This is a genomic window from Sphingobium sp. DN12 (genome assembly GCF_051058005.1).
Classification (GTDB): Bacteria; Pseudomonadota; Alphaproteobacteria; order Sphingomonadales; family Sphingomonadaceae; genus Sphingobium; species Sphingobium yanoikuyae.
Genome location: NZ_CP173717.1, coordinates 2,480,277 through 2,496,578, shown reverse-complemented (window position 1 = coordinate 2,496,578; position 16,302 = coordinate 2,480,277). Strand labels below are relative to the sequence as shown.

19 protein-coding genes, 1 tRNA gene and 1 riboswitch are annotated in these 16,302 nt (G+C 68.2%); of the genes, 13 read left to right on the top strand and 7 right to left on the bottom strand.

Features of this window, described 5'->3' with window-relative positions:
• Positions 1-18: 18 nt before the first annotated feature.
• The 3 genes from ACI6S0_RS11805 to ACI6S0_RS11795 all read right to left on the bottom strand — a co-directional run bounded on the left by ACI6S0_RS11805 (position 19) and on the right by ACI6S0_RS11795 (position 2,860).
• Entirely contained in the window at positions 19-1,272 is a 1,254-nt protein-coding gene (locus tag ACI6S0_RS11805; RefSeq protein ID WP_434403169.1) for an aromatic ring-hydroxylating oxygenase subunit alpha, read from the bottom strand.
• A gap of 83 nt (positions 1,273-1,355) precedes the next feature.
• Positions 1,356-1,871 (bottom strand): phosphoribosyltransferase, encoded by a 516-nt coding sequence (locus ACI6S0_RS11800; RefSeq protein ID WP_125987611.1) that lies wholly within the window; start codon positions 1,869-1,871, stop codon positions 1,356-1,358.
• Positions 1,868-2,860 (bottom strand): bile acid:sodium symporter family protein, encoded by a 993-nt coding sequence (locus ACI6S0_RS11795; protein ID WP_026108894.1) that lies wholly within the window; start codon positions 2,858-2,860, stop codon positions 1,868-1,870. The genes ACI6S0_RS11800 and ACI6S0_RS11795 overlap by 4 nt, the downstream gene beginning before the upstream one ends.
• 98 nt (positions 2,861-2,958) lie before the next feature.
• Here ACI6S0_RS11795 and ACI6S0_RS11790 point away from each other — a divergent pair, with 98 nt between their 5' ends.
• Entirely contained in the window at positions 2,959-3,717 is a 759-nt protein-coding gene (locus ACI6S0_RS11790) for an enoyl-CoA hydratase (RefSeq protein WP_434403168.1), read from the top strand.
• A 25-nt stretch (positions 3,718-3,742) separates the two neighbouring features.
• On the opposite strand, the gene ACI6S0_RS11785 is transcribed toward ACI6S0_RS11790, so the two are convergent.
• Positions 3,743-4,645, bottom strand: coding sequence for a DMT family transporter (locus tag ACI6S0_RS11785; RefSeq protein ID WP_434403167.1), 903 nt, complete (start codon positions 4,643-4,645; stop codon positions 3,743-3,745).
• A gap of 27 nt (positions 4,646-4,672) precedes the next feature.
• Between ACI6S0_RS11785 and ACI6S0_RS11780 the strand changes: the two genes are divergently transcribed.
• Entirely contained in the window at positions 4,673-5,239 is a 567-nt protein-coding gene (locus ACI6S0_RS11780; RefSeq protein ID WP_234792486.1) for a helix-turn-helix domain-containing protein, read from the top strand.
• Between the two features lie 244 nt (positions 5,240-5,483).
• Positions 5,484-5,786, top strand: a complete 303-nt coding sequence (locus ACI6S0_RS11775; RefSeq protein WP_434403166.1) for a hypothetical protein — start codon at positions 5,484-5,486, stop codon at positions 5,784-5,786.
• Positions 5,787-6,074: 288 nt separating this feature from the next.
• Here ACI6S0_RS11775 and ACI6S0_RS11770 read toward each other — a convergent pair whose 3' ends face one another.
• Positions 6,075-6,398 (bottom strand): hypothetical protein, encoded by a 324-nt coding sequence (locus ACI6S0_RS11770; protein WP_434403165.1) that lies wholly within the window; start codon positions 6,396-6,398, stop codon positions 6,075-6,077.
• Positions 6,399-6,567: 169 nt separating this feature from the next.
• Entirely contained in the window at positions 6,568-7,077 is a 510-nt protein-coding gene (locus ACI6S0_RS11765) for a MarR family winged helix-turn-helix transcriptional regulator (protein WP_004207880.1), read from the bottom strand.
• A 162-nt stretch (positions 7,078-7,239) separates the two neighbouring features.
• Here ACI6S0_RS11765 and ACI6S0_RS11760 point away from each other — a divergent pair.
• From ACI6S0_RS11760 to cobJ, 5 genes are all read left to right on the top strand, one after another.
• Positions 7,240-7,314 (top strand) — tRNA-Gln (locus ACI6S0_RS11760).
• Between the two features lie 176 nt (positions 7,315-7,490).
• A riboswitch (cobalamin riboswitch) is annotated at positions 7,491-7,702 on the top strand.
• A 280-nt stretch (positions 7,703-7,982) separates the two neighbouring features.
• Entirely contained in the window at positions 7,983-9,035 is a 1,053-nt protein-coding gene (locus ACI6S0_RS11755) for a cobalamin biosynthesis protein CobG (protein ID WP_434405940.1), read from the top strand.
• Positions 9,035-9,664: a precorrin-8X methylmutase gene (locus ACI6S0_RS11750; protein ID WP_434403164.1), complete on the top strand. Its 630-nt coding sequence runs from the start codon at positions 9,035-9,037 to the stop codon at positions 9,662-9,664. Before ACI6S0_RS11755 ends, ACI6S0_RS11750 begins: the two co-directional genes overlap by 1 nt.
• Entirely contained in the window at positions 9,661-10,383 is a 723-nt protein-coding gene (cobI, locus tag ACI6S0_RS11745) for a precorrin-2 C(20)-methyltransferase (RefSeq protein WP_434403163.1), read from the top strand. The genes ACI6S0_RS11750 and cobI overlap by 4 nt, the downstream gene beginning before the upstream one ends.
• Entirely contained in the window at positions 10,380-11,162 is a 783-nt protein-coding gene (gene cobJ, locus ACI6S0_RS11740) for a precorrin-3B C(17)-methyltransferase (RefSeq protein WP_434403162.1), read from the top strand. Before cobI ends, cobJ begins: the two co-directional genes overlap by 4 nt.
• Here the strand turns inward: cobJ and ACI6S0_RS11735 are convergent.
• On the bottom strand, positions 11,123-11,887 hold the full coding sequence (locus ACI6S0_RS11735) for a cobalt-precorrin-6A reductase (RefSeq protein WP_434405939.1): 765 nt from the start codon (positions 11,885-11,887) through the stop codon (positions 11,123-11,125). The genes cobJ and ACI6S0_RS11735 overlap by 40 nt on opposite strands.
• Here ACI6S0_RS11735 and cbiE point away from each other — a divergent pair.
• Genes cbiE through cobF form a run of 5 tightly spaced genes read left to right on the top strand, consistent with a single transcriptional unit; the run spans position 11,886 to position 16,288 of the window.
• Positions 11,886-13,094 carry a precorrin-6y C5,15-methyltransferase (decarboxylating) subunit CbiE gene (cbiE, locus tag ACI6S0_RS11730; protein ID WP_434403161.1) on the top strand — a complete coding sequence of 403 codons (1,209 nt, stop codon included), beginning with the start codon at positions 11,886-11,888 and terminating at the stop codon, positions 13,092-13,094. The genes ACI6S0_RS11735 and cbiE overlap by 2 nt on opposite strands.
• Positions 13,091-13,453 (top strand): cobalamin biosynthesis protein, encoded by a 363-nt coding sequence (locus ACI6S0_RS11725; RefSeq protein WP_434403160.1) that lies wholly within the window; start codon positions 13,091-13,093, stop codon positions 13,451-13,453. Before cbiE ends, ACI6S0_RS11725 begins: the two co-directional genes overlap by 4 nt.
• Entirely contained in the window at positions 13,450-14,235 is a 786-nt protein-coding gene (gene cobM, locus ACI6S0_RS11720; RefSeq protein WP_434403159.1) for a precorrin-4 C(11)-methyltransferase, read from the top strand. The genes ACI6S0_RS11725 and cobM overlap by 4 nt, the downstream gene beginning before the upstream one ends.
• Positions 14,232-15,536 (top strand): cobyrinate a,c-diamide synthase, encoded by a 1,305-nt coding sequence (locus ACI6S0_RS11715; RefSeq protein ID WP_434403158.1) that lies wholly within the window; start codon positions 14,232-14,234, stop codon positions 15,534-15,536. The genes cobM and ACI6S0_RS11715 overlap by 4 nt, the downstream gene beginning before the upstream one ends.
• Positions 15,536-16,288, top strand: coding sequence for a precorrin-6A synthase (deacetylating) (gene cobF, locus ACI6S0_RS11710; protein WP_434405938.1), 753 nt, complete (start codon positions 15,536-15,538; stop codon positions 16,286-16,288). The genes ACI6S0_RS11715 and cobF overlap by 1 nt, the downstream gene beginning before the upstream one ends.
• Positions 16,289-16,302 lie beyond the last annotated feature (14 nt).

Below are 16,302 nucleotides of genomic sequence, written 5' to 3'. Positions count from 1 at the left end.
CTCCCCGAAAAAGCGCCGTCATCCCCGCGCAGGCGGGGATCCATCTCCAGCCATCTCCCCATAGGTGAGGTCGGGGGATGGATTCCCGCCTGCGCGGGAATGACGAGAATCATGATAGTCGAAAGACCATCCCATTTTCGGCGCGCGATGCTGGCGCGCCTGCGGAATGATGGTGCGCATCCGCGCGCAGAAATGGCGCAGCGCGACTTCCTGGTCGCTTAAGGGGCCGACGGTGAAACTGTCCGACGCCATGCCCGCCTGCACGCGGGCGACAAGCTCGGTATCCTCGGCATTGACCTGGCGGTTGATGCGCCAGTTGAGATAGCGGGCCGCCTTCATCTCGCGGCGGTCATCGGGCAGGGCGTAGCTGATCTCGCGGATCAGCGTCTGGGTCGGCGACACCGGCAGCCACTGCATGAAATCCACCTGGTCGGGATAGATGTCGAAGGCGAAATTGGGCCAGAGCTTGAAATAGGTCCAAAGCCGCTGCCGATCGGGCGGAAGATGCGGGACGGCCGGCAGGAAATGCTGATAGGCGCGCTCGGACAGGTTAGTGGACGGGCGATCGAGGATCGGCCCCCACATCTTGTCGGCATAGGGGCTGGCTTCGACGCCATAGCCATCGCCCATCAGCCGCTTGAGGCCGGGGTGGGCGACCGCGATATGCAGGCCATCGGAATAATTGTCGCCGATATTCTTCCAGTTCACCGCACGCGGGCGCAGCGTGACGCGGCCAAGCGCGCGCAGTTCGGAAAAGCGATAGGGGGCGATCTCGTCGATATAGGGCGCCATCATCTGCGCCACCGACGGCCCGCCATCATCCTCCAGTCGGACGAACAGGAAGCCGTGGAAATTCTCGATTTCTACAGGGGAAAGTCCATGCCTGGACCGGTCGAGATTGCCATAGCTGCCCGCCATTGGCAGGCCCGTCAGGCAACCGTCCAGACCATAGGTCCAGGCATGGTAGGGACAGACCAGCTTTCTGGTGCGACCCGAGGGCCCGTCCACTAGGCGCGCGCCGCGGTGGCGGCACACGTTGGTAAAGGCGCGGGCTTCGCCGTCATCCCCGCGGACGACGATGACGCTCTCGCCAAGATAGTCCAGCACATGGAAATCGCCCGGCGCCGGCAGGTCGCTGTCATGGGCGACGATCTGCCAGCTCGGACGGAAGATGCGGCGGGTCTCGACGGCGAAAAATTCGGGATCGCTATAGGTCCATGCCGGCAGGCTATAGCCCGCGTCCGGATCCGGTCCGCATCCCGTCTCGCCCATCTACCCCGCATGCCCCATTGCAGTTGTACGCTTGTATAACGAGCGGGCGGGGAATTTCCATTATATTTTTGTGACAGCTATTCTCAGCTGGTCCGTTCGGGCACTTCGCCCCAGTCCGACAGGATCGACGCGCGGCTGGCAACCGCTTCCCAGGGGAAGACGAACCAGTCCTTGGTGACGACACGGTCGATCGTGGTTGCGCGATATTCGACCTTCGCGGCCGAGCTGACATTGTCGATCAGCACGGCAAAGCGCAGATGATCGGCCGGCGCGCCGGCCAGCGCCGCGCGCAACTGGTTGATCGTGCGGCCGCTGTCATTGATGTCGTCGACGAACAGCAGGCGCGATCCTTCGAGCGCCATCGCCACCAGCTTGTCGAGCAGTTCGTCGCAAAAGCCCACGACCTGGGCCGACAGGTCGACCGACAGCATCGGCTGGCTGATGGCGTGGGACAGATAGGTGGCCGGCACCAGCCCGCCGCGCCCGACGCCGACAATATAGTCGGGCCGCCAGTCCGATTTGGCGATCGCGCCGGCCACGGCGTCGATGTGGGAGAGGAAGCTCTCCATCGGAATGTCGGTCAGGATCGGTTGGGTCATGATATGGTTGCCATCTGCGAATCGGCCCTATCGGCCGCCTGCGCCCCATAGCGCCGTGCCAGCAGGGCACAAGCCATCAGCTGAATCTGGTGGAACAGCATGACCGGCAGGATGATCGGCCCGACGGCCGCTGCGGGGAATAGGACACCGGCGATCGGCACGCCCGAGGCGAGGCTCTTCTTCGAGCCGCAAAATTGCAGCACGATCGCATCTTCGCGGGAAAAGCCGAGAAGCCGGCCAAGCCCCCAGGTGAAGAGCAGCACGATCACCAGCATGGCGATGCAGAGCAGCGCCAGCAGCGCCAGCTCCGCGCGCGATACCCGGTGCCACAGTCCTTCGACTACCGCCGCGCTGAAGGCGGAATAGACCACCAGCAGGATCGATGTGCGATCGACCCGGCCGACCAGCGTCTTGTGCCGCGACACGAAGCCGCCGATCCAGGGACGGGCGAGATGGCCGAGCACGAAGGGCAACAGCAATTGCAGCATGATCCCCTCGACCGAGGAAAGGGAGATGAGGTTGCTGCCGCCGCGCTGCATCAGCAATGCCACCAGCAGCGGCGTCAGCACGATGCCGAGCAGGTTGGAGAAGGAGGCGCTGACCACCGCCGCGGCGACATTGCCGCGCGCGATCGCGGTGAAGGCGATCGAGCTTTGCACCGTCGAAGGGAGCAGGGCGAGAAACAGCAGGCCCGCGCGCATATTCTCCGGGATCGCGCCGATCTGTTGCAGCAGGATGCCGACCAGCGGGAAGAAGAGGAAGGTCGTGCCCAGAGTCGCGAGATGGAGTTGCCAGGCCTTGGCGCCGCCCCAGATCGCCTCGCGCGACAATTTTGCCCCATGCAGGAAAAAAAGCAGCACGATGCCCGCGTCCGCAACGATCGACGCGACATGGGCGCCCTGGCCGCGCGCGGGCAGGACCGACGCTAGGGCAACGGTGCAGAGCAGCAGGACGAGGAAGGGATCGAGGATCAGGCGCAGGCGAGTCATCATGATTTCGGGCATAGGGAAGGGGCTTGGAAAAGGATAGACGCCGCCCCATCCTCTGGGCCAACAGCCTTGGCACAGAGTATCGGGAGAGAATTTGCGTGAGCGACCATATCGCCATCATCGAGACGAACGGCGTGCTCGAAATCCATATCGACCGGCCCGACAAGAAGAATGCGCTGACCGGGCCGATGTACCGCGCGATGATCGCCGCGCTGGCCGATGCGTCGAGCCGGCCGGAGATTGGCGTGGTGCTGTTTGCGGGGCGGGGCGACGCCTTTTGCGCCGGCAATGACCTCAAGGACTTCATGGCCGGGCCGGAGGGCGGCGCTGCCGCCTTCGATTTCATCAGCGCGATTGCCGCCTTCGACAAGCCGATCGTCGCGGCGGTGCAGGGGCTTGCCGTGGGCGTCGGCACGACGATGCTGTTCCATTGCGACCTGGTCTATGCCGCGCCCGACGCGCGCTTCGTCATGCCCTTCGTCAATCTGGGCATCGTGCCGGAGGCCGGCTCCAGCCTGCTCGCGCCCGCGATCATGGGCCATGCCAGGGCGGCGGCGATGCTGATGCTGGGCGAGCCGATGGATGCGGAAGCGGCCGATCGCGCTGGTTTCGTGACGGCGATCGTGACAGGCGAAACGCTGCTCGACCATGCCCGCGCCAAGGCGGCGGCGCTGATGGCCAAGCCGCCCCAGGCACTGATGGCGACGCGCCGGCTGATGAAGGGTGACCCCGCCGCCTTGCAGGCGCGCATCGCCGAAGAAGCCCGGCTGTTCCGCGAAGCGCTGGCCTCGCCCGAGGCGCAGGAGGCGTTCATGGCCTTTTTCGAAAAGCGCGCGCCGGTCTTCAAGCGGGCCTGATCGAAGTGCGGCCGGGGGGAAGGGATCAGTCCTTGCCCCGCCGCTCGAACTTCAGTTCGCTCACGATCACGGCGGCGATGATCAGCAGCGCGCCGGCCAGCGCCGTGGCGGGCTGGCGGTCGCCCGCGATCCGGCCCAATATCCCGGCCCAGACCGGCTCGCCGGCATAGATCAGGGTCGCGCGGGTCGGCGATACGGTGCGCTGCGCCCAGTTCATCACGAACTGGATCAGCGCCGTCATCGCGCCCAGGCCACAGGCCGACAGGATCACCGTCCAGGAAAAGGGCGGAATCGCCTCGCCCATCGGCGCCATCAGGCCGAAGGCGAGCAGCGACGTGACCGCCAGTTGCACCAGCGTGACGCGGGCAATGTCGACCTTGCCGGCCCACAGGCTGATGAAGATGATCTCCAGCGCGATCGCCAGCGTGCTGATCAGCGTCAGCGCCTCGCCCTTGCCCAGCGACAGCCCTTCGCGCGGGGCGGCGATCAGGATCAGGCCGGCAAAGGCCAGCGCGACGCCGACCCAGCTGGTCCAGCGCGGCCGGCGCCGCAATATCGCCCATTGGAGGATCGGCACCAGCGGCACATAGGCGGCGGTGATGAAGGCGGACGTGCTGCTGGATATGGTCTGCAGCGCCCAGGTCTGGAGCGTGTAGCCGCAGAAGATGCCAAGGCCGATCATCGACCCGGCCAGCAGTTCGCGCCCCGTCAGGCCGCGCAACACCGGCCAGGCGAGCGGCAGCGCCAGCAGCGCCGCCGTGCCGAAGCGCATCCCCACGAAGAAGAGCGGCCCGCTCTGCTGCATGGCATGATGCACGATCAGGAAGGTCGCGCCCCACAGCACGGTGATCCCGATCAGCGCGAGTTCGGGACGGCCGATGATCAGCCGGGGCGCTGGGCTCTTGTCGAGGGCGGCATTGTGCAACATAATGCACATCGCGTTATGAGCAATATATTGCACAGTCAAGTCGAAGTCCCGCGCCCGGACGTTCTTTCCCATGTCGCGGGCAATATCCGCCGCCTGCGCGCCGCCAAGGGGCTGAGCCAGGATGCGCTGGCCAGCGCGGCCGGGGTCAGCCGGCGCATGCTGGTGGGGATCGAGAGCGGCGAGGCCAATGTCAGCCTGTCGACGCTCGACCGGCTGGCGCAGGCGCTGGACGTCAGCTTCTCGCACGTCGTGCGCGCGCCCGACATGCCCGACAATAGCCGGATCGATACCCTCGCCTGGCAGGGCGAGGATGCACATAGCCGCGCGACCCTGCTCGGCACCGTGCCGGCCGCGCGCGAGGCGGAGCTATGGACCTGGTCGCTGGCGCCGGGCGATCGCTACCCGGCCGAGGCGGACGCCGCCAACTGGCACGAGATGCTCTATGTGGTGGAAGGGGTGCTGACGGTCGAGATGGATGCCGGCACGCGCACCATCACGGCGGGCGACTTCCTCATCTTCAGCAGCGACCGCCCCTATGTCTTCGTCAACCGCGGAACCGACCTGCTGCGCTTCGTGCGCAACGTGGTGTTCTAGGCGGCGCGGACGAATGCCGGGAGGGGTGGGGTGCGGACTGGCCCTTATCCCGTCATGCCAGCGAAGGCTGGCATCTCAGGCCGGCGCACGCGACATAAACGGATAGCGCTAGACGGCTGGCCTCTTTCTGCTGCCGCCTGAGACCCCAGCCTTCGCTGGGGTGACGGAGTTAAGCGGTTTGCGGACAGACTGCTTTTCTGCAGAAACAGTGGAAAGCGGTCGCTAGAGGCGATAGCCCGTCGTCATGCAGATCAAGGTCATGGCAGATTATGGATGCGCCCCTCTCTGGTGGGATGAAGGAAGCCCCGAGAAGATGGGAGATATCCAACCGGATTCTTTGGGGCTCAGTGATGGGCTTTGTGCCGATCTATGGGCATGGTCGAAGGACTATGATGCCACTCTGAATGTGGATGATCCTTCCAGATCGGGTTTCAGATCTAGCGCTGATGAACAGGCTTTTGAAGAACGGGGACGGCAACTGAGCGAGCGTTTAGCTGGCGAGTTGGAACCGGAGGTAAAGGTTCGCTATTGGCGTGGCGATCAATAGGTGGTGATCGGTTAGTGCGCTTCTGAGGCCAAAAAATTAGCGGTTCATTGCCCAAATTGGTGGAAATCCGACAATCCCCACAGGCGTCATCCTGACGAAAGTCAGGATCCATTCTGGGCTACGGCGGATAGGGAGCGCTCAAGCGATCCCGGATCAAGCCTGTCCTGAGCCTGTCGAAGGGGCCGGGATGACGAAGAGGGAAATAGCCACTTCCGGTCGCGTCCAGGCCGCCCGGATATAGCCTCGCGGCCTGAGGCCGGGCCTCCCCATGGGGAGGCCCGGCACGTCTCAATGGCTGTCGTTGCGCAGATCCTTGCCGGCCTGCTCCAGCGAGGCGCCGACATCCTGCTTGGCTTCCTTGCCCTCGCGCTTGGCATCGTCGGCGGCCCGGTCGGTCGCGGCGCCGATCCGGTCTGCGCCATTGTCGATCGCGGCGCCCGCGCGGTCGAGGCCGTTGTCGATCTTCTCGCCGGCATCGTCGACGGCGTTGCTGACGTCATTGCCGATCGCGGAGCCGGCATTTTCCAGATTGTCCGACGCCTTTTCCGAGCAGGCGGACAGGCTCAGGCCCAGGGCGGACAGGGCCGTGATGGCCAGAAGGGGTGCGCGCATGATGTCTCCTCATTGCGTTGGCAAGGCTTGGGCAGCGCCGCATCATATCTGACGCGGCGCTGCCTAATCTCTCGTTGTCGCATCGTTTTAAGCGGAAAACCGGTTCCCACTTTTCCGCACGACGCTCGTAAAAGCGCGGCAGCGGCCATAAGGTTGCGTGGTTTCGCGATCAGCCGCCGCTGAGGCCGAACACCATCGACCGGTCGGCATCGGGGATCAGGCCCTCCATCACCCGCCAGAAACCGGTGACGGACCCCTGTCCGGCCTGGGCATAGGCAGCCGCCATCTTCTCGCGCAGGGCGCGGAAAAGCTCGGCCTCCAGCGCGCGCCCGGCGGCGCTGAGGCGCAGCAGTTTCTGCCGCCGGTCGCTGCTGCCCGGCCGGGTCTCGATATAGCCGCGCTCGATCAGGTCATTGAGCACCCGGCCGAGCGATTGCTTGGTGATCGCCAGCAGGCGCAGCAGATCCTTCACCGTCAGGTCGGGCTGGCGCGAGATGAAATAGAGGGCGCGGTGATGGGCGCGACCCAGCCCCTGCGCCGCCAGCCCCTCGTCGATCGATCGGGTGAGCGCGGAATAGCCGAAATAGAGCATCTCGATGCCGCGCCGGATTTCGTCCTCGCGCAGGAACAGCGGCGAGGCCGGTGCGATCTGGCTGGGCGAGGGGGCTTGGACGGACATCGGCGCGGGTTTCCGGTTGCGGGGGCGGGGGCGTGGCGTTGATCCCTAAGATGGGTTGGGCGGGAAGGAAAGGGAAAGGCGAAGTCCATCGTCAGGAGGGCTTTTCTTTCGTGCATCAGCCGCTATATGGCGGTCCCGCGCTGACTTGGATCGGCGCATTGCTGGGGCGTCGCCAAGCGGTAAGGCAGCGGCTTTTGATGCCGCCATGCGCAGGTTCGAATCCTGCCGCCCCAGCCAAAATTTCGGTATCCGACGCCGCGTCGCTTTCCTTGCTTCCGGTTTCCGTTTCGGCATCTTCCGTCGGTATGCCTTGGGCGTCGAGCCGGCAGCGGGACTGCGGATACCCATTCCATGTCTTGGCTAAGCCCGATGTTTCGACTAGGGCATCAACGATGCGCCGGTTCATGCTGGCGCATTGCATAACTGACGCCGGTGTTCCGCAAGGAACTTAATCGGGAATGCGGTGCGGGGGCCTGGCCCCTTATTCCGTGGCTGTCCCTGCAACTGTAAGCGGATAGCGCGATGCACGAGCCCGTGAGGGCAGCCACTGGACAGAGCGTCCGGGAAGGCGTGCATCCCGCAACGACCCGCGAGCCAGGAGACCTGCCGGCGTTTCGGTCGCTCTTGTCCTGACCCAGGGATTGGTCATGGCACGGTCTCTCTTCCGTCTGGGCGGCGAAGCGTGTGGCTGGGGCTGCACGGCCGCGTGGTGTCGGGCGCCTGTCGCGCCTGCCTGCCGCCTCGCGCCGACCGGTGATGCCGGCAAGCCCCGCCTGGTTGCGTCCCGGCGCGCGGAGGATTTGCCTGTGAGCCAGACCGGCGCGGGCAGGGATAGGGCGACCGCGAACCATGCGGTGGCCCACGGGCCGGCCGTTCGGGGCTGGTGTCCCGATGCCTGGCGCCCGATGGCGGCGGGCGACGGGCTGATCGTGCGCGTGAAGCCGCGCCTCGGCCGTCTTTCGGCCGACGACATGGCGGCGCTGGGCGAAGTGGCGATCGCCCATGGCAACGGCCTGATCGACATGACCCGGCGCGCGAACCTCCAGATCCGCGGCGTGCGCGACGAAAGCTGGCGCCCCTTGCTCGACCGGCTGCTCGACCTTGGCCTGGTGGACCGCGATGCCCGGCGCGAGGGCGCGCGGATGCTGATGATCGCGCCGGACTGGCGCGAAGGGGATGACAGCTATCGCATCGCCAGCCAGCTGCTCGATCGCCTGGACGAACTACCGGACTTGCCGGGCAAGATGGGCTTCGTCATCGATGCCGGCGCCGCGCCGCTCCTGTCGAGCGAAGCGGGGGATTTTCGCATCGAGCGGGCGCGCGATGGCGGCCTGATCTTGCGTGCGGAGGGGCGGGCACAAGGCGTGCCGGTGGACAGCGGCGGCGAAGTGGATGCGCTGCTCGCACTCGCCCGATGGTTCGTGGAGAGCGACGGCGCGCGGGCGGGGCGCATGGCCCGGCATGATGCGCCCCTGCCGGATTGGGCAACGGGCAGGGCAGAGGCCGCGTCGCCGCGCCCGCGTCTGACCTCCGGCGCATGGGATGGTGGCATGGCCTATGGTCTTCCCTTCGGCCGGATCGACGCGCGGCATCTTCTCGACGCGCCGGCCATGCGGCTGACCCCGTGGCGCATGCTGCTGGCCGAAGGGCAACTGCCCGGCCTGTCCGCCGACGCGGCCGACCCGCTGATCCATGTGGAGGCTTGCCCCGGCGCGCCTGCCTGCCCGCAGGCGAGCGTGGCGACCCGCGACCTCGCCCGCCGGCTGGCCCCCCATGTGGCGGGCCGCCTTCATGTCTCCGGCTGCGCCAAGGGATGCGCCTGTTCGATGCCGGCCGATATCGTGCTGACGGGGCGGGACGGGCGCTACGACCTGGCCTTCCACGCCCGTGCAGGATCGGCGCCCGTCCGTCCTGACCTCACCGCCACCGACCTTCTTGCCCATTTCGGAGCCTGTTGATGCCCCATGATTATGAGAGGGACGGCGCGGCAATCTATCGCCAGTCCTTCGCCACCATCCGCGCCGAAGCCGATCTCGGGCGCTTTGCTGCCGAGGAGGAGCCGGTCGCCGTGCGTATGATCCATGCCGCGGGCATGGTGGACCTGGCGGCCCATATCCGCTTTTCGCCGGGCTTTGCAGCCGTGGCGCGGCAGGCCCTGGCTGCAGGGGCGCCGGTGCTGTGCGATGCGCGCATGGTGTCGGAAGGGGTCACGCGTGCGCGCCTGCCCGCCGACAATGCCGTGCTTTGCACCCTGCACGACACCGCCGTGCCGGACATGGCGCGGGCGATGGGCAATACCCGGTCCGCCGCCGCGCTGGAACTGTGGCGGCCGCATCTTGCCGGGGCACTGGTTGCCATCGGCAATGCGCCCACGGCGCTGTTCCACCTGCTCGACATGCTGGACGACCCGGCCTGTCCGCGTCCCGCGGCGATCATCGGCTGCCCGGTGGGCTTCGTGGGCGCGGCGGAATCCAAGGCGGCACTGTGGGCGGCGCAGCCGGTCCCCTGCTGCGTCGTCGACGGGCGGCTTGGCGGCAGCGCGATCACGGTCGCGGCGATCAATGCGCTGGCGAGCCACGCGGAATGAGCGGCACCGTCTATGGCGTGGGCCTTGGCCCCGGCGCGCAGGACTTGCTGAGCGTGCGCGCCGACCGGCTGGTGCGGGGCGGAAGGCATGTCGCCTATTTCCGCAAGGCCGGCCGACCGGGACAGGCGCGCCGCATCGCGCAGGGCATGTTGCGGGACGATGCGATCGAACTGGCGATGGAATATCCGGTGACAACCGAAATTCCGCTCACCGATCGGCGCTACAATGACTGCCTTGCCGCTTTCTATGCCGACTGCACCGGCCGGCTGCTGGCGATCGCGGAGGCGGGCGAGGATGTGGTCGTATTGTGCGAGGGCGATCCCTTTTTCTACGGCTCCTTCATGCATCTGCACAGTCGGCTGTCGGGGCTGGTCCCGGTCGAAGTGGTCCCCGGCATCATGGGCATGTCGGGCGCGTGGAATGCGACCGGCCTGCCGATCACCTGGGGTGACGATGTGCTGACCGTGGCGATGGCGACGCTGCCGGAAGAGGAACTGGTCCGCCGCATCCGCGATACCGACGCGCTGGTGGTGATGAAGATAGGTCGCCACCTGGCCAAGCTGCGCAGTGCGGTGGCGGCGGCCGGGCGCAGCGATGAAGCATGGCTGGTCGAACATGCCGCCATGCCGGAACAGCGCGTGACCCGGCTGGCCGATGTCGACAGGGTGACGCCCTATTTCTCGATCCTGCTGATCCACGGCCAGGGGCGTCGGCCATGAGCCTTGCGGCGGCAGAGGGGGGCTGGATCGCGATCGCGGGGCTTGGGCCGGGGGACGAAGCGCTGGTGACGCCGGAGGTGGATGCCGCGCTGGCTGCCGCGACCGACGTGGTGGGCTATATCCCCTATGTCGCGCGGGTCGCGCCGCGTGCGGGGCTGATGCTGCATCCTTCGGACAATCGGGTGGAACTGGACCGGGCGGCCCATGCGCTGGAGCTGGCGGCGCAGGGGCGTCGGGTTGTCGTCGTCTCCTCGGGCGATCCGGGCGTCTTTGCCATGGCGTCCGCCCTGTTCGAGGCGCTGGAGGCCGGCCCCGCTCCCTGGCGCGACATCGACATTCGCGTGCTGCCCGGCATCACCGCGATGCTGGCCGCCGCGGCGCGTGCGGGCGCGCCGCTTGGCCATGATTTCTGTGCGATCAACCTGTCCGACAATCTCAAGCCCTGGTCCCTGATCGAAAAGCGGCTGCGGCTGGCGGCGGAGGCGGATTTCGCCATGGCCTTCTATAATCCCCGCTCGGCGTCCCGGCCGGAAGGGTTCGTGCGCACACTGGCGCTGTTGCGGGAGCTTTGTGGCGATGCGCGCCCGATCCTCTTCGCCCGCGCCGTCACCACCGCGCAGGAGACACTGCATATCGTGCCACTGGGGCAGGCGCGGGCGGACATGGCGGACATGCGCACCATGGTGATCGTCGGGTCGAGCCGGACCCGCATCATCGAGCGCGCGCGCGGGCCGATCCTCTACACGCCGCGCGGCATCCCCGACGAGGTGGCGGGATGAGCGATCCAGTCGAGCACATCCTCGGGCCGGTGGAATTCCTGCCGGTCGGGCAGCGGGGGCCGGTCGATCATCAGCACGCGCAGGCCCAGCGCGCGCGCGGCGTCCAGCTTGGCGGCCGCGCCCGTGCCACCGGCATTCTTGGCGACGATCAGGTCGATGCGATGATCGCGCAGCAGCTTTGTGTCGTCCGCCACCGTGAACGGGCCGCGATCCACGACCAGGGCATGATCGGGCAGGGGCGGCACCGCATCCGGCGCATCCACGAAGCGCAGCAGATAATGATGCTGGGGCTGGGCGGCGAAGGCTTCCACATGCATGCGCCCCAGGGCCAGCATGATCCGCTGAGGCGGGCCGTCGAGCGCGGTCACCGCCGCGGCCATGTCCGGCACCGCGATCCAGCGATCGCCGGCGACGGGCGTCCAGGGCGCTCGGGTCAGCGCGGCATGGGCGATCCCCGCCCCATGCGCGGCCTCGACCGCATGGGCGCTCATCGTCGCGGCAAAGGGGTGGGTGGCGTCGACCAGATGGGTGATGCCTTCCGCGCGCAAATGCGCGACCAGTCCCGCCACCCCGCCAAAGCCGCCGACCCGCACGGGCAGCGGCTGCGCCCGCGGGCTGACCGTGCGTCCGGCATAGCTGAAGGTCGCGCGGATGCCGCGCGCCGCCAGCAGGACCGCCAGCGCGCTTGCCTCCGTCGTGCCGCCAAGCAGCAGGATATTGGGCATGGATGACATGAATTCTCCCCCCTGGTTGACGATCGTCGGCATCGGCGAGGACGGGATGGACGGCCTGTCTGCGGCAAGCCGCGCGGCACTGGCGGCGGCGGACCTGGTCATGGGGCCGGCCCGGCACCTTGCGCTGCTGGGCGGGATTAGCGCGCCGATGGTCGAATGGCCAGTGCCCTTCGCGGACGGGATCGCGCGGCTGCTGGCGCATCGTGGGCGGCCGGTGGTGGTGCTGGCGTCGGGCGACCCCTTCTGGTTCGGCGCGGGCAGCAGCATCGCGCGCCATCTGGCGGCCCATGAATGGTGCGCGCATCCCGCGCCCTCCACCTTCGGGCTGGCGGCGGCGCGGCTGGGCTGGGCGATACAGGATGTCGCGTGCCTTGGCCTGCATGCCGCGCCGCTGGAACGGCTGCGTCCGCACCTTGCGCCGGGCGCGCGGGCGCTGCTGCTACTGCGCGACGGGGCGGCGGTGACGGGACTTGGCGCCTGGTTGTCGGCCAGGGGATTTGGCGCGTCGCGCCTGCATGTGCTGGAAAGCCTCGGCGGCCCGCGCGAACGGATCCGGTCGATCGAGGCGGGGGCGACGATACCGGCCGACATCGCCCATCCCGTGGCGGTCGGGCTGGAGGTCGCCGGTGACGGCCCCGTACTGACCGTCGCCAGCGGTCGTCCCGACGCGCTGTTCGACCATGACGGACAGATCACCAAGGCGCCGGTGCGCGCCCTGACCCTGTCGGCGCTGGCGCCCCGGCCGGGGGATTATCTGTGGGACATCGGCGCCGGGTCGGGATCGATCGCGATCGAATGGCTGCTGGCCCATCCCGCCAATCGCGCCTGCGCGGTGGAGGCCGATCCGGCCCGTGCGGATCGCGCCCGCGCCAATGCCCGTGCGCTGGGCGTGGATCGGCTGGAGCTGATGATCGGTCGATCGCCGGACGTGCTGCCTGATGGTCCGATGCCGCAGGCGGTCTTCATCGGTGGCGGTCTGTCGCAGGTGCTGCTGGAACGGCTGGAGGCGCTGCTGCCACCCGGCACAAGGCTGGTGGCCAATGCCGTAACGTTGGAGTCGGAGGCGCTGCTGGCGCTCTGGCACGGGCGGCGGGGCGGCAGCCTGCTGCGGATCGAACTGGCCGACGCCGCGCCGCTCGGCAATCGCCATGGCTGGCGGTCGCGCTATCCGGTGGTGCAGTGGAGCATCACGCTATGATCGTCGCGGGCTTCGGTTTCCGTGCCGGCGCGACCACCGCGTCCCTGCACGCGGCGTTGGTGGCGGCCGGCGGCGGACGGGACGTCACCCATCTTGCCACGCTGGCGGACAAGGCCGGGGGACTGGCGGAACTCGCCGTGCAACTGGCCCTGCCGCTCATCCCCATTGCGGCCGATCGCCTCGCGTCCCTGCCCACCATCAGCCGGTCGCCGGCCTCGCTGGCCGCGCGCGGCACCGGCAGCGTCGCCGAGGCCTGTGCCCTGGCCGGCGCGGGGGAAGGCGCCCGCCTGCGCGCCGCCCGCAGCCTTTCCCCCGATCGCATGGCGACCTGCGCCATCGCTCAAGGAGCATCATCATGACCGTCCATTTCATCGGCGCCGGCCCCGGCGCGCCCGACCTGCTGACCCTGCGCGGCCGCGATCTGATCGCGGCCAGCCCGATATGCCTCTACGCCGGGTCGCTGGTCCCGGCGGAGCTGCTGGGTCATTGTCCGCCCGGCGCGCGCATCGTCAACACCGCGCCCATGGACCTGGACGCCATCATGGCGGAGATCGCCACCGCCCACGCCGCCGGGCAGGATGTGGCGCGGCTCCATTCCGGCGACCTGTCGATCTGGTCGGCCATGGGCGAGCAGATCCGCCGCCTCCGGGCGCTGGACATTCCTTTCACCGTGACCCCCGGCGTGCCCGCCTTCGCTGCGGCGGCCGCGGCGCTGGAGGTGGAACTGACGCTGCCTGAACTGGCCCAGTCGCTCGTCCTGACGCGCACGCCGGGGCGCGCCAGCACCATGCCGCCGGCCGAGAGCCTGACCAATTTCGCGGTGACGGGCGCGACCCTGGCCATCCATCTGTCGATCCACAATCTGGCGCAGGTGGTGGCGGATATCATGCCGGCTTATGGCGTGGACTGTCCGGTCGCGGTCGTGTGGCGGGCAAGCTGGCCCGACCAGCGGATCGTGCGAGCGACCCTCTCGTCGATCGAGGCGGCGGTCGCGGGCAGCATGGAGCGCACCGCCATCATCCTGGTCGGCCCGGCGCTGGACGCGGCGGATTTTGCCGAAAGCAGCCTCTACGCGCAGGGTTATGACCGGCGTTTCCGGCCGCAGCATGCCGGATCGCGCTATGCCGGGTCGTCCGAGTGACGGTGCCGGGCCTGCTCGTTTCGGCGCCCGCATCGGGCACCGGCAAGACGACCGTCACGCTCGGCCTGCTCCGTGCGCTGCGCGACGCGGGCGTGACGGTGCAGCCGCTTAAATGCGGGCCGGACTATATCGACCCGGCCTTCCATCGCGTTGCCTGTGGCCGGCCGTCCTTCAACCTCGACAGCTGGGCGATGGACGGCGCGCTGCTGGACCGGGTGGTGGCCGAGGCCGGCGATGCCGACATGATCGTGGCCGAAGGGGCGATGGGCCTGTTCGACGGGGTGGCGGGTCGGGGCGCCACTGGCCATGGCACCGCCGCCGACGTGGCACGCCGCATGGGCTGGCCGGTGCTGCTGGTGCTCGACATATCCGGACAGGCGCAATCCTGTGCGGCGACAGCGCTCGGCTTTGCACGTTTCGATCCCGACGTGACGATTGCAGGCGTCATCCTCAATCGCGTGGCAAGCCCGCGCCATGAACGGCTGGCGCGCGCGGGACTGGCGGCGGCGGGCATTGCGGTGTTCGGCGCCTTGCCCCGGCACGCCGACCTCAGCCTGCCCGAACGGCATCTGGGGCTGGTGCAGGCCGGCGAGCAGCAGGGGCTCGATCAGGTGCTGGAGCGCTATGGCGCACTCATGCGGGAGCGGGTCGATCTCGCCGCGGTTCGGGGCGCGGCCCGCTCGCACGGCATCAGGGGCGGCGGGCGCCTGCCCGATCCCCCGGCGCAGCGGATCGCGGTGGCGCAGGACGTGGCTTTCTCCTTCCTCTATCCGCATCTTCTGGAGGGCTGGCGACAGGCCGGGGCGCAGATCATGCCCTTCTCCCCGCTGGCCGATGAGGCGCCAGCCGACGATGCCGACCTGATCTGGCTGCCCGGCGGTTATCCCGAACTGCACGCCGGGACCATCGCCGGCGCGCAGCACTTCCTGACGGGCCTGCGCCGCCATGCTCAGGATCGGCCGGTCCATGGCGAATGTGGGGGCTATATGGTGCTGGGCGACGCGCTGATCGACCGGGACGGCACCGCCCATCGCATGGCAGGACTGCTCGGCCTTGTCACCAGCCATGCGGACCGCCGGCTGCATCTGGGCTATCGGCGGGCGGAGCTGCTGGCGCCTGTTGCGGGGCTGCGAGCCGGCACCATGTTGCGCGGCCATGAGTTCCATTATTCGACCATCATGGGCCAGGATGACGCGCCGCTGATGCGGGTGACCGATGCCGATGGCGCGGCGGTCGCGGAAACCGGCTCGCGGCGCGGCTGGGCCAGCGGTTCCTTCTTCCACATGATCGCGAGCGCATGATGATCGACCTGCACCTCATCGGCATCGGCACCGGCAATCCCGATCATCTGACGGCCCAGGCGGTGCGGGCGATGAACAGCGCCGACCTCATCCTGTTGCCGCGCAAGGGCAGTGCCAAGTCCGACCTTGTCGATCTGCGCCGCGCGATCTGTGCGGCCGTGCTGACGCGGGCGGTGCGCGTGGTGGAGTTCGACCTGCCCGTGCGCGATGCGCGCGGCGACTATATGGGCGGCGTCCAGGACTGGCACGATGCCATCACCCAGGCCTGGGCCGGACAGATCGCGAGCCACCTGCCCGATGGCGGCCGCCTTGCCCTGCTGGTCTGGGGCGACCCCTCCCTTTATGACAGCAGCCTGCGGATCGCCGACCGGCTGGCGCAGAGGGGGCTGGCGATCCGGGTAAGCGTCGTGCCGGGCATCACCAGCCTGCAGGCGCTGACTGCGGCGCATGCCATCCCGCTCAATCGGCTCGGCGCGCCGGTCGTCATCACGACCGGGCGCCGGCTGCGCGACGATGGCTGGCCGGCCGACGGCGACAGCGTCGCCGTGATGCTGGATCAGGGCTGCGCCTTCGATGCGCTCGATCCCGCCGGCATCCATATCTGGTGGGGGGCCTATCTCGGCATGGAGCATCAACTCCTGGTCGAAGGGCCGCTGGCGGTCGTGCGGGACAGGATCGCGGGGCTCCGCGCGCAGGAACGGGCCCGGCATGGCTGGATCATGGACATCTATCTGATGCGCAGGGGGGCATGATCCTGGCGGCGGCG

What these genes read in the sequence shown, in the direction of transcription:
- cobJ (WP_434403162.1), top strand. Translation starts at nt 10,380, where the DNA reads ATGAGCCTTGCGGCGGCAGAGGGGGGCTGGATCGCGATCGCGGGGCTT.
- ACI6S0_RS11785 (WP_434403167.1), bottom strand. Translation starts at nt 4,645, where the DNA reads ATGTTGCACAATGCCGCCCTCGACAAGAGCCCAGCGCCCCGGCTGATC.
- cobI (WP_434403163.1), top strand. Translation starts at nt 9,661, where the DNA reads ATGAGCGGCACCGTCTATGGCGTGGGCCTTGGCCCCGGCGCGCAGGAC.
- ACI6S0_RS11750 (WP_434403164.1), top strand. Translation starts at nt 9,035, where the DNA reads ATGCCCCATGATTATGAGAGGGACGGCGCGGCAATCTATCGCCAGTCC.
- ACI6S0_RS11755 (WP_434405940.1), top strand. Translation starts at nt 7,983, where the DNA reads ATGGCGGCGGGCGACGGGCTGATCGTGCGCGTGAAGCCGCGCCTCGGC.
- ACI6S0_RS11805 (WP_434403169.1), bottom strand. Translation starts at nt 1,272, where the DNA reads ATGGGCGAGACGGGATGCGGACCGGATCCGGACGCGGGCTATAGCCTG.
- cobF (WP_434405938.1), top strand. Translation starts at nt 15,536, where the DNA reads ATGATCGACCTGCACCTCATCGGCATCGGCACCGGCAATCCCGATCAT.
- cobM (WP_434403159.1), top strand. Translation starts at nt 13,450, where the DNA reads ATGACCGTCCATTTCATCGGCGCCGGCCCCGGCGCGCCCGACCTGCTG.
- ACI6S0_RS11770 (WP_434403165.1), bottom strand. Translation starts at nt 6,398, where the DNA reads ATGCGCGCACCCCTTCTGGCCATCACGGCCCTGTCCGCCCTGGGCCTG.
- ACI6S0_RS11795 (WP_026108894.1), bottom strand. Translation starts at nt 2,860, where the DNA reads ATGACTCGCCTGCGCCTGATCCTCGATCCCTTCCTCGTCCTGCTGCTC.
- cbiE (WP_434403161.1), top strand. Translation starts at nt 11,886, where the DNA reads ATGGATGACATGAATTCTCCCCCCTGGTTGACGATCGTCGGCATCGGC.
- ACI6S0_RS11800 (WP_125987611.1), bottom strand. Translation starts at nt 1,871, where the DNA reads ATGACCCAACCGATCCTGACCGACATTCCGATGGAGAGCTTCCTCTCC.
- ACI6S0_RS11765 (WP_004207880.1), bottom strand. Translation starts at nt 7,077, where the DNA reads ATGTCCGTCCAAGCCCCCTCGCCCAGCCAGATCGCACCGGCCTCGCCG.
- ACI6S0_RS11735 (WP_434405939.1), bottom strand. Translation starts at nt 11,887, where the DNA reads ATGCCCAATATCCTGCTGCTTGGCGGCACGACGGAGGCAAGCGCGCTG.
- ACI6S0_RS11725 (WP_434403160.1), top strand. Translation starts at nt 13,091, where the DNA reads ATGATCGTCGCGGGCTTCGGTTTCCGTGCCGGCGCGACCACCGCGTCC.
- ACI6S0_RS11775 (WP_434403166.1), top strand. Translation starts at nt 5,484, where the DNA reads ATGCAGATCAAGGTCATGGCAGATTATGGATGCGCCCCTCTCTGGTGG.